This window comes from Clostridium sp. CAG:43 (assembly GCF_000434655.1).
GTDB classification, from domain to species: Bacteria; Bacillota; Clostridia; order Lachnospirales; family Lachnospiraceae; genus Otoolea; species Otoolea fessa.
The window spans coordinates 10,824-21,850 of sequence record NZ_FR895050.1 but is presented as its reverse complement, the minus strand read 5'-3'; the positions used below and the strand labels follow the sequence as shown (position 1 = coordinate 21,850).

Annotated in this window: 9 protein-coding genes; 4 read left to right on the top strand and 5 right to left on the bottom strand. The window is 49.6% G+C overall.

All coding sequences use genetic code 11. From position 1 onward, the window contains the following. The first annotated feature begins 153 nt into the window (after positions 1 to 153). Together QVO97_RS04290 and QVO97_RS04285 are read left to right on the top strand one after the other, a co-directional pair. A complete protein-coding gene (locus tag QVO97_RS04290; protein WP_022359160.1) occupies positions 154 to 1,809 on the top strand; it encodes an O-antigen ligase family protein in 1,656 nt (551 codons plus the stop codon). A gap of 308 nt (positions 1,810 to 2,117) precedes the next feature. Further along, complete coding sequence (locus QVO97_RS04285; RefSeq protein WP_022359159.1) at positions 2,118 to 2,273, top strand: hypothetical protein; 156 nt, start codon at positions 2,118 to 2,120, stop codon at positions 2,271 to 2,273. A 154-nt stretch (positions 2,274 to 2,427) separates the two neighbouring features. Here the strand turns inward: QVO97_RS04285 and QVO97_RS04280 are convergent, their stop codons facing one another. The 5 genes from QVO97_RS04280 to QVO97_RS04260 form a co-directional block, all read right to left on the bottom strand. Next, positions 2,428 to 2,967: a hypothetical protein gene (locus QVO97_RS04280; protein WP_022359158.1), complete on the bottom strand. Its 540-nt coding sequence runs from the start codon at positions 2,965 to 2,967 to the stop codon at positions 2,428 to 2,430. Positions 2,968 to 3,191: 224 nt separating this feature from the next. After that, a complete protein-coding gene (locus QVO97_RS04275; RefSeq protein WP_337626889.1) occupies positions 3,192 to 4,502 on the bottom strand; it encodes a cell wall-binding protein in 1,311 nt (436 codons plus the stop codon). 205 nt (positions 4,503 to 4,707) lie between these two features. After that, a complete protein-coding gene (locus tag QVO97_RS04270) occupies positions 4,708 to 6,318 on the bottom strand; it encodes an aldolase catalytic domain-containing protein (RefSeq protein WP_022359156.1) in 1,611 nt (536 codons plus the stop codon). A 30-nt stretch (positions 6,319 to 6,348) separates the two neighbouring features. Beyond that, positions 6,349 to 7,014 carry an HAD hydrolase-like protein gene (locus tag QVO97_RS04265; protein ID WP_022359155.1) on the bottom strand — a complete coding sequence of 222 codons (666 nt, stop codon included), beginning with the start codon at positions 7,012 to 7,014 and terminating at the stop codon, positions 6,349 to 6,351. After that, positions 7,011 to 7,817, bottom strand: a complete 807-nt coding sequence (locus QVO97_RS04260) for a 3-deoxy-manno-octulosonate cytidylyltransferase (RefSeq protein WP_022359154.1) — start codon at positions 7,815 to 7,817, stop codon at positions 7,011 to 7,013. The genes QVO97_RS04265 and QVO97_RS04260 overlap by 4 nt, the downstream gene beginning before the upstream one ends. Positions 7,818 to 8,342: 525 nt before the next feature. On the opposite strand from QVO97_RS04260, the gene QVO97_RS04255 reads away from it, so the two are divergent. Both QVO97_RS04255 and QVO97_RS04250 read left to right on the top strand, forming a co-directional pair. After that, the gene (locus QVO97_RS04255) at positions 8,343 to 10,274 is read left to right on the top strand and encodes a thiamine pyrophosphate-binding protein (RefSeq protein ID WP_022359153.1); all 1,932 of its coding nucleotides are present in this window, start codon (positions 8,343 to 8,345) and stop codon (positions 10,272 to 10,274) included. Between the two features lie 16 nt (positions 10,275 to 10,290). Then, positions 10,291 to 11,027: NAD-dependent epimerase/dehydratase family protein (locus QVO97_RS04250; RefSeq protein ID WP_288188884.1), on the top strand; the 737-nt coding region annotated here is incomplete at its 3' end.

Here is an 11,027-nt window from a genome sequence, read left to right as displayed (position 1 = left end):
TACTTCGGATATGGAAAAGTATCGCAAGTTGCAAAAATAGGAGAGATAATAGGGGAAATTTAAGATTTCCTTCCTTGCTATCCACAAAACGAAATGCTATACTGATACAAGCCGTTTCTCTGGTTTTACGAATAAGAAAAGGAGAAGAATGTGATGGAACAGACAGAGATTGCAAGAGAGCAGGGAGCTCCGGCTGCATCCATTTTGGCAGAGCAGGCATGGGAAGGAAAAGTCCGAAAGGTTTTTTCATGGATTGTGTCGGTGTATCTGTGTGTGGTGTTTGGGGCATTTCCGCTATATTTCCATAATTATTATTATGATATTCTGGTATCGAAATATCAGTTTTACTGGCTCAGCACGGTTGCGATGCTGGCGTCATGCCTGATCGCAGCGATAGTATTTGCGTGCATGGACTTAAAGCAGTTTGACGGGGCGCATGTGCGGCGCTTTTTCGGTGCGTTTCGACCGTCTGAATTAAAAAAGCAGCCATTTGCCTATAAGGCGCTGGAAGTTTTCTGGGGGCTGGCACTGATATCGACGGTGCTGTCGGACTATGTGTATGAGTCGTTCTGGGGAAATGAGGGACGATTCAGCGGATTATTCTTGATTACGCTGTATGTGCTGGGAACGATTGTGATCAGCAAGTATGGCCGGATGAGAAAATGGTACCTGGATGTTTTTTTGGCATCGTCCGTTCTGGTCTGCCTGTTTGGAATTACAGATTATTTCCAGATGGATTTATTGGGATGGAAAAAGGGCGTGAGCAATGAACAGGGAAACGTGTTTGTATCTACATTGGGAAATATTAACACATATACGGCGTTTGTGGCGCTTACGATGGCGGTTGCATGCGGCTGTTTTGTAAGTGAGAGAAAAGTGGGACGCCGTATCTGGTATTATCTGGTTTCGGTGCTGGCCTTTTTTGCATTGATTACCGGACAGAGTGATAATGCATATTTATCACTTGGAATGCTGTTTGCGGTGATGCCGCTGTTTTTATTTACGACATGGCGGGGCATCGCAGATTATGGTATTCTGGCGGCTACGTTTATGACCGTGATCAAGGTAGTAGATACGGTCAATAAAGTATATGCTGATCAGGTCATCGGTCTGGGCGGTGTGTTTGGCGTGTTGGTGCGCTATCGTTATCTGGAGGGAGTCGTCGTTTTATTCTGGATTCTGGCGGGGGTTCTCTGTGTTTGGAAACGGAAGATGGAACAGACGAATCCAGAGAGCAAACCGGGACGATGGATTTGGCGTGGCTGGTGTGCCGTTTTGATTCTTGGATGCCTGGCAGTGGCATTTGTCCTCTATGATGCAAATCTGGGAGGACATGCGGAACGGTACAGCGCGTTGTCCCAGTATCTTGTTTTTGATGATGACTGGGGAACGAACCGGGGATATTGCTGGAGAATTGGCTGGCAGTCCTATCGCGAGCTGCCGTTCCTGCATCAGTTGTTTGGTTTTGGACCCGACACATATGGAATTCTGACTTGGGATTTCAGGCAGGATGCGCTGGATCGGTATGGAGTTTTCTATGAGAGCGCCCACAACGAATATTTTCAGTACCTTGTTACAATGGGACCGCTTGCGCTTGTATCTTATCTTGCGTTTCTGGGCGGCACCTGCGTGCAGATGTGCAAAAAATGGAAAGAGTGCGCCTGGATCCTGGCGCCTGTTCTGGCGGTGCTCTGCTATGGAGCACAGGCAGTTGTTAATATCAACCTCCCGATCGCGACACCGATTATGTGGGCGATGCTGGCGATTGGGCTTGCACTCACAAGAGAGAAAGCAGAACAGGCAGAATAGCTCAAATAGACAGAACGGATTAAATAGACAGCAAATCCGGGCAGATTCGGCGGAAAAGCCAAATCTGCCTGGATTTTGTCGATTTAGAATTAAAAGTAATGTGTGAGCGAGTTACTGGGCACATATGCGTGAACAGTAACGGAGCGATGCTCCGTGTCGAAATTTGCGATCGATAGACTCTTTTATTTTTCTTAAAATCGGTTTATAAATAATATGAAAAGAAAAAACGATATGATCGCCTGGCAGAGCTGCGTTATGCAGTGTGGTCATCTGAATGGAAGAACAGGCAGTCAAAAGGAGGAGAGTTTATGGATGAAGCTAAAAAATTGATCGTTTTAGAGCAGGAAAATGAAGAATTAAAGCGTGAGCTGAGGGAGTTATTTAAAACTCTGGATCAGATGAATCAAAGCTTAAACCGGATGATTGACCACTACATACTCTGTAAGACGGAGAAGGCGGGATAAGCGGAGAGCTTGGATAAGATGGAAAAGAAGAGGCTCATTTATACCAGATGGAGCAGGTGAAAAATCAAATCAAAAATTAAATAGTAGATCGAATATGAAAGCCGCATGATTCAGAAGGTATGTTATCAAACCAGAATGAATCATGCGGCATTTTTTATCTACTCTGTGTAATATGTAGTCGGCGCGTCAATTCCCAGATTAAATCATGCATCCAGGAGACAGTCTGCTCCAGCTGCTCGTTTTTCTCTCTTAGAGCCAATACTTCCTGATAGAGCGTTTCCTTGTCGGAATCTTTTGAAATATCCGGATGGATCTTCGAGGAAGTGGAAGACGATTTTGTTTTACCCGGTGCTGCAGAATGATCGGTCATCAATTTGATGTTATCGGGTGCTGCATTTTGATCCGCCGATTTTTCATCATCCAGTGAATTGCTCCGGCCGGATGGCTTTGTCTGCCCCGGTGCCTTAGCCTTGTTCGCCGGTTTGGCTTTAGAATCCAAATGGCTCGCCGCATTAATCATGTGTCTGGAAATCAGGATCTGCCGCTGTGGATAGTCTAAGTCCATGAAATCCTGATATGGAATGGGAAGAGGAGTCATGGCGATTGAGCAATGCGGACACACCGCATTGGCAACGAGCTGAAAGAATCCATAATGTCCACAGGTTGGACAGCAATAAACATTTAAACCACGCATAGAGTTGCCTCCGTAGAAGTAAGAGTTGAGTCATTGGGAGAAAAATGAAAATATCCCCCTTATTATAATACGTTTTAATCGGGAACATTATAACTGGTTTTTAGAAAAAAATTTAAAAATTTCCAAAAAAATTTTCAAAACGATAAAAAAAGACATCTTTTAGAAAAAATACCGCGGTGTCACAAAAGTGTCCTGCGGTATTTGAACGGATGCAATATTATATTTTACTGGATGATTCCAGATGTGTCAACTGTCCAGACAGTATCATTGCTGTCTTTGATATCCTTGAACCCTTTTCCGAGTTCCGGACGGGAAGCGGAAGAGGAGGAAGAGGTTGCTTTCTGGATGGTGCCGCTGGTGTTTACCAGGTAGCGTTTTTCACCGGTGGAAACCGGCTCATAGCGGAGCTCCGGATCCGCCTTCTTTAAAAGACCGTTTACATAAACCTGGTTATCGCGCTCGCCATGGTAGCCCTGTCCTTTGAGGGAACCTTTGGTCTGGAAATACCAGATCTGGTTTTCTTCTAAATCATCATTGTAAATAGTCTGCTTGCCGGTACGCATCACGCCGTCGTCGCCGAAGTAGTAGGAGGCGAAGCTGCCATCCGCCTGTTTCAGGCTCTGAAGCCCGGTCTGCATTTCACCGCGCTCGTTGAAGCAGTAGCGCTCGGAATTGATGGTGAAAATAGCAAGATCCTTCTCGGCAAAGTAAGCGGTTCCGTTTTTAAAGAAGAAGGAAAATGGCTCTTCTTCTTCGCTGATGCCCGGTGCCCCTTCAATGGTGTACCAGCCGCTTGCCCGGCGTCCGCCATTTTCCGGATCGTAATAGCGGAAATCGTTTAAGCTGACAGTGTCTGTGGCAGAGTTGTCCGCTGTTGCTGCTTCGTTTGAAGGTGTGCTGGAGCTTACAAAGCCAGCTTCCGCGACATTGATCCAGCCTGTCTGCATCTGGCCGTCGATGAAGGTGTAGTAGCCATTGTCGATTTTGCGGTCCATTTGGTTTACGATCATGCGTCCTTCGGTGTCAAAATAGCACCAGATATCTTCATCGTCGGTGTCTTTCGTGATGGTTTCCAGCAGAATCCATCCGGTTTTTCTGGCGCCGTCATCTTCCTCGCCGAGGTAGTAGGTCTGTCCGTCCAGCTCCAGAAGCCCGGTCTGCATCAGTCCGTCCTCGTCGAAATAGTAGGTTTTTCCGTTGATGCTCATCCATTTGGCAGTTACAATCTTGCCGTCTTTGCCAAAATAGAGCCAGGAGCCGCCGTCCGGAGAATCCGGGCTGTCGTAGCTGATCTCATTTTCAGCCGAAACCCATTGGTTCTTTGCCATGTGCCCCTCATCGTTGACGAAATAGTCATCGACTCTCTGATTGGTAGCAATCTCGCCTTCCTCATCGAGATAAAACCAGTCGCCATTCCGCTTTTTCCATGTGTTTGTCTCTTTATAGCCGTCCTCATCGTAGTAATAAAGACGACCATCTTCCTCTGTCCAGCCGCTCTGAGCCGCCAGAACTCTGTAAGTTCCCGTATTTGTCATTATAGGTGCAGCAGCCGCGAACAAAGCCGCAGCGGATAAAACAGCTAAAGTTTTAGTTTGCTTACGCATGGTATAATCTCTCCTTTTTGAAAATGCGAAAATCCATCGCTGCATTACGGGGCTTATTATACGGGGATTATGCGTAAAAAGATAGTGTGCGTTGCTGGAAAGGGTGGAGAGATGTGGAAAAAGGGCACATTCTTTTTCATTTTACGTATTTCGAATCCGTCAGGAACTCCAGCGTCAGCGTTCCTGCCAGCCTCTCCAGCGTATCTATCACATACTGGTTAATACTCTGTGATTTTTCCCGCGCGATCCGGTAGTCCATCGCGGAATTATAGTAGTTGTCTCCATCGACCGTATATCCGTCGAATCCCGCGCAGGCGGCGTGGTGGACGCTTGTTTTGGTCAGGACGTTTAGCAGCATGACAAAGGAATTATCGATGATCTCTGCATTCTGGTCGATCAGGGAATTATAGTTTAAGGTGTAATCAAAATGTGTATCTTTGACATTCGTCACGTTCGAGGTCGCGATGACGCGCACCGGGCGTCCCTGGGCGTCGGCGTGCTCGAGCAGGCGGTTGTTGAGCTGGACATACCGCCTGGAATTGCTTAAGAACGCATAATCGATTGGAATTCCCTCCGGGATAAAATTGACGGAGATTGTGATCGGATTGTGCGCCTTAATATAGGAAAGAATTGCCTCCTTTTCCAGTTCCAGATTCTTTCCCGGACCGAGCAGCAGAAGCGGGCGATCGCTCCAAGAAGCACTCAATGCCTGAATATCGGCTTCGTCATTGCATTCTGTGCTCTGATACCTGCGGTACAGTGTTTCAATGTAATCTTTGTCGTAGAGCAGTTTTTTCTCCGGCTCAATCGCATCCAGAATCGTATTGATGGATTTAAGCGACAGGGTGTGCTTATCCATCAGGAAGCGGACGTAGTTCGGGTGGCAGTTGTTGGAGGCGGAAATATAGAAGAACAGGTTATATCCCCATGGGCTCTTGCGGAAGAACGGCATGATGCTGATGTCGATCGCCTCGAGCATCTGACTGACATTGAAATTGCGTCCGAATACGGTGTTCATGTACATGGAAATGAGTTCGATCGGAAGATTTCCGGCGCTTTTTCCCATGCCGTACAGGGTGGCATCAACTAAAACGGTGCGGTCTGCCGGTTCGCGTAAGACTTCCATGCTGTTCGAGTATGCGAGCTGGAAGTTATTGTGGGAGTGGTAGCCGATCGCGATCGATGGTTTTAAGTTGTAGTTTAAGAGCTGGAAATAGTGCAGCAGGTTATCCTGATGCAGCAGACCGTAGGTGTCTACAAGGGACATCGCATACGGTTCCAGATCGTTGACAAGGTCAACCAGATCCAGAAGCTCGCGGTCGGAGTAGCTGGTGATCGAAACTGCCTGTGCAAACACTTTGTAGCCCAGTTTTTTGACTTCGTGGCAGAACTGGATCGCCTCATGCATCACATGTTTTTTGAAAATGACGCGGATGCCGTCGATGTAGGACTCAGAACACGGGCTTAAATTAGAAATATCGCAGGTTCCGTAGTCGATCATGGCGACGATCATCGTATTTCCCTTGTCCAGCTTGCCGAAAATCTGATCGGCACACTGGGTTGTCGGCATGATCGTGCGGTTGCGGTCGAAGGTGCGGCGGTCATCCAGAAAACCAACTTCCAGAATGTCCACGCCCGCGCTGATCAGACGTTCAAAAATAGTAACAATATTGTCGTGACCGAACTCCCAGTCGTTGACGTAGCCGCCGTCGCGGAGAGTGCAGTCGAGTAATTTGACTTGTTTCATGATGTTTGTCCTCTTGTTATGTTTGTAATTTTAAAAATTGACTCCCAGAAACGCCCCGATATCATGCGTATCCTTTGCCGTATAAACCGGCGCATATTCCTGCCATGCCTCCGCGGTATCTGGTCCGAAGCCGTAGGTGACTGCCATAAAATCGACAGCTGCCTCTTTGGCACCTTTTCCGTCGGAAGAGGTATCACCGATAAGAACTGCCTCGGATGGAGACAACTCCAAAGCTTTTAAGCACTTGTGCAGAACGTCAGCCTTCGTCATTTTGCTGGCAAAATCGCTGCCGCAGATGGAGTCACAGAGTTCTGTGAAATGGTAATGTTCCAGCAGAGTCAGCGCATAATCTTCGCGTTTCAGGGTAGCAACCCCGATCTTGCAGCCCTGTGCGCGGAGTGCGCGGATCAGGTCTTTGATACCGGCGTATGGCTCGGCTTTCAGCAGGTCGTGATCCTTGTACTGGGTGCGGAAAATCTCGGTTGCGTGGTTCGCGGCGTCCTCGTCCAGTCCATAGAGGCGGATGAGCGACAGCTTGACGGGCGGTCCGATAAAGGTGCGGAGTGTCGCCTCGTCGAGGGCAGGTTTTCCAAGTGCTTCTACCGTGTGGCGCACACTCGCAAAGACGCCTTCAGATGTATCGAGCAGCGTGCCGTCGAGGTCGAAGATCACGCCGCGGTATGTTTTCTTATTCATAGGGTGCTAGTCCTCCTGTGTAAAATCGCCTGTACTGTTTCAAGGTCGGCGGGGGTGTCTACGGAAAGCGTATATCCGCAGATGGGAAGAAATAGGATCGTTTTCCCATATTCGAGGAAACGCAGCAAATCCACGCCCTCGATCTGTTCCAGAATGCCCGGTCTGCTCTGGCAGAAGAAATCGAGCGATTCCCGCGTATAAAGCCCGATACTCACAAATTTCCGGGAAGGTTTGTCAAGCGTCCCCTTGCGGAATGGAATTGGCGCACGGGAAATGTAAAGCCCTGTGCCGTCCGGGCGGCAGACTACTTTTATGTTGGATGGATCGGCTGTCTCGGCATTGTTCGGGATATCTGCCATGGCATTGATGAGAAATGGACGTTGTACATGTTCTTTTGAGGTAATAACAGTAAGCGCCTGCTCCATAAAATTTTGCAGAATCTCCGGTGTCAGAAGCGGTTCATCCCCGCCGATCATCGCATAAAAATCAAATTTCCGCGAAGAAGCAGACTTGGAATCTTCCAGAATCGTCACCGCCTCCTGAATGCGGGAGGTCGGATTCTGATGGGAATGGGAGGTGAAAACCGCCTCAAATCCATATGTCTGGCAAACAGCAGCAATCTCAGGGCTGTCGGTCGAAGCGTAAACGGCATCAAATACACCGCTGTCCCGCGCCGCCGCGAGAACCCGCACAACCATTGGAATCCCATTAATCTGTTTCAATGCCTTTCCCGGAAAGCGAACCGAATTAAGCCGCGCCGGAATTAGCGCGCAGACCTTTTTTTTCTGTGCTAATCGATTCATAAGACGTTCCTCTGTATGATAAAAATGCAGTTACATAAAGTAAACTGAACCGTAACGATTCAGGCATACCGATGTGAACCGGATGCCGACTTTTATTATAGAAAAGAAATAGGAAAAACACAAGACAACATAAGAAAAATGTAAGTTGAGAAAAAAGACCGTAACTGTTCGCAGTAACAAAAGAACGTTTCAGAAGAAGGGAAAACGCCGTGCTGGCTATGAAAAGATAAATATGTGTGATATAATGTGAACACTTGACGAGGTATTTTCGAGTCTAGTGAGAACATATACCTGACCACTTAATGAGGTGTTTCACGAATTTAGTGGTCATGGTATAATGAGCGCAGAAGAAAAGAATGCGGCTGCGAAGCAGACATATTCTTTTCTTGCGCCATTAACGAACGAACAGCCATGCGAAGCAGGGCGGTAGAGCGCGATAGCGCGGGTTCGTGAGTGGACGGGTGAGAATACGTTCTTATGATGTAATATGAACACTTGACAAGGTATTTTCAGGAGGAAATCAAAATGAAACAGAAACTTTCTAATTATATAGCAGAAAAGCTTCTCGCATCCGGCATCACGGATGTGTTTATGATCACGGGCGGCGGCGCGATGCATCTGGATGACGCGCTGGGGCATCAGGAAGGACTTCACTGCCTCTACAATCATCATGAGCAGGCATGTGCGATGGCAGCGGAGGCGTATGCCCGCATCCACAACAAGATTGCGGCAGTGTGCGTGACGACGGGACCTGGCGGCATCAATGCGATGAACGGCGTTGCGGGCGGATTTCTGGATTCAATCCCGATGTTTGTCATTTCCGGACAGGTGCGTTATGACACGACAGCGCGCAGCACGGGACTTCACCTGCGCGCGATGGGCGATCAGGAGTATGATATCACCAAATCGGTTGCCAATATGACAAAATACTGTGAGATGGTGATCGATCCGATGCGTATCCGCTTCTGTGTGGAAAAAGCCCTGTATCTGGCTTACAACGGTCGTCCGGGTCCTACCTGGCTGGATATTCCGCTGAATGTGCAGGCGGCAATGATCGAGACAGACGATTTGATCGGCTTTGATCCGGAGGATTATGAGGCAGGCGGAACTGGCTGGGCGGCAGAGAGCGCGTCCGAGATCCCGGAGGATACCGCCGGAAAAGGTGAATTTCGTGCAAAACTTCCGGCACGTGTGACGAAGGAGACGGCGCGTGCGATCATCGAGAAAGTCCGCACCTCCAAACGTCCGGTGATCAATGCCGGAAATGGTATCCGTATCGGCGCGGCGCACGATGTTTTCATGCGCGTGGTTGAAAAGCTGGGAATCCCGGTTGTGACCGGCGCGGACAGCATCGACTGTATCTATGACGAACACCCGCTGTACATCGGAAAAGGCGGCAACGTCGGCGATCGCCCGGGCAACTTCGCGATCCAGAACAGCGATCTGGTGCTGTCGCTCGGAAGCCGTCTGAGTTTCCGTCAGGTCGGTTACCGTTTTACTACCTGGGCGCGCGAGGCGTATGTGATTGTGAATGATATCGATGCCGAAGAGCTGAAAAAGCCGACCCTGCATGTGGACATGCCGGTTCACGCGGATGTGAAGGATCTTCTGACCGTGATGGACGAGGTTCTTTCGGAGGAAGGAAAAGCGGACGGCGCGGCTTCGATGACGCAGGAGTACAAGGAGGCGCAGGCAGAGTGGCTGCGTATCTGCCAGGGCTGGAAGCATGATTATCCGGTGGTTCTGCCGAAGCACATGAACGGCGGCACGGAGACAGAGGCAAACGTATATGCATTTGCGTATGAGATGAGCCGCCGTTTAAATGAGAACCAGATCGTGGTTGTGGGGAATGGATCTGCAAATGTTGTGTGTGGACACGCAAATATTGTGAAAAAGGGACAGAGATTTATCTCGAACTCCGGCATCGCTTCGATGGGCTACGGACTTCCGGCATCGATCGGCGCGTGCGTGGCAGATCACAGCCAGGATATTATCCTGATTACCGGAGACGGCAGTATTCAGATGAATTTACAGGAGCTTGAGACAGTTGTCAGCCACCGGATGCCGATCAAGATTTTCATTATCAATAACGGCGGTTACCATTCCATCCGCCAGACCCAGAAGAATTTCTTCGGCGAGCCGCTCATCGGTATCGGCGTGGACAGCGGCGATCTTGGATTCCCGAGTATGGAAAAGCTGGCGTGGGCGTATGGATTCCCATATGTAGCGATTCATGGAAACAAGGAGCTGGGCGAGAAGGTAGAAGAAACGCTGGCGATGGACGGTCCGGTGATCTGCGAGGTATTTGTAACGCTGGATCAGAACTTTGAGCCAAAGTCCGCGGCGAAGAGACTGCCGGACGGAACGCTTGTATCGCCGCCGCTGGAGGATCTGTCCCCATTCCTTCCGGACGAGGAGATGGACCGTATCATGCTGATTCCGCGTATTAAAAAATAGTAAAGGAAACGATAGAATGAAGATAGTTGTCACAGGTGCCACCAGCTTTGTAGGTCTGGGGGTGGTGCGCGAGCTGTTACATCGCGGACATCAGGTATACGCCGTACTGCGGGAACATTCGACGAAATCGGATCTGCTGCGGGAAAATGGAAAATTTCCGCAGGGACTCACGATTTTGGAGGAGGATCTGGGGAATCTCTCGAAACTGCCGGAACGGATTCCGGGCGGATGCGATGTGTTTCTCCATATGGGCTGGCGCGGTGCAGGGAGTGATTCACGGAAAAATGAGTCAGTCCAGGAGGAGAGCGTGCAGGACGCGCTGAATGCCGTCCGCGTGGCGAAAGCCCTCGGGTGCCGGCGGTTTCTCTTTACAGGTTCGCAGGCGGAGTATGGCGTCAAGAGCGAGCTGACAGACGAGGAGACGGTCTGCGAGCCGACCTCCCCGTATGGACGCGCGAAACTGGCAGTCCGGCAGCAGGCGGAAGTGCTCTGCCGGGAACTGGGACTGGATTATGGGCATGCACGGATTTTCAGCACGTATGGACCGGGCGATCACCCGTGGTCGCTTCTTTCCTCCTGTGTCCGGGTCTTCCGGGCAGGGGAGAAGATGACGATGACCGCCTGCACGCAGCTCTGGAACTTCATGTATATTGACGATGCGGGGCGCGCTCTGGCGGATCTGGCAGAATATGCGGGAAATCTCACGGATCACGGATGTGTCTACAATCTGGGCGGTCCGATGGATGAGACAGG

Excerpts from the sequence above, each read along its gene's own strand:
- QVO97_RS04290 (WP_022359160.1), top strand. The coding sequence starts at position 154 with ATGGAACAGACAGAGATTGCAAGAGAGCAGGGAGCTCCGGCTGCATCC.
- QVO97_RS04285 (WP_022359159.1), top strand. The coding sequence starts at position 2,118 with ATGGATGAAGCTAAAAAATTGATCGTTTTAGAGCAGGAAAATGAAGAA.
- QVO97_RS04280 (WP_022359158.1), bottom strand. The coding sequence starts at position 2,967 with ATGCGTGGTTTAAATGTTTATTGCTGTCCAACCTGTGGACATTATGGA.
- QVO97_RS04275 (WP_337626889.1), bottom strand. The coding sequence starts at position 4,502 with ATGACAAATACGGGAACTTACAGAGTTCTGGCGGCTCAGAGCGGCTGG.
- QVO97_RS04270 (WP_022359156.1), bottom strand. The coding sequence starts at position 6,318 with ATGAAACAAGTCAAATTACTCGACTGCACTCTCCGCGACGGCGGCTAC.
- QVO97_RS04265 (WP_022359155.1), bottom strand. The coding sequence starts at position 7,014 with ATGAATAAGAAAACATACCGCGGCGTGATCTTCGACCTCGACGGCACG.
- QVO97_RS04260 (WP_022359154.1), bottom strand. The coding sequence starts at position 7,817 with ATGAATCGATTAGCACAGAAAAAAAAGGTCTGCGCGCTAATTCCGGCG.
- QVO97_RS04255 (WP_022359153.1), top strand. The coding sequence starts at position 8,343 with ATGAAACAGAAACTTTCTAATTATATAGCAGAAAAGCTTCTCGCATCC.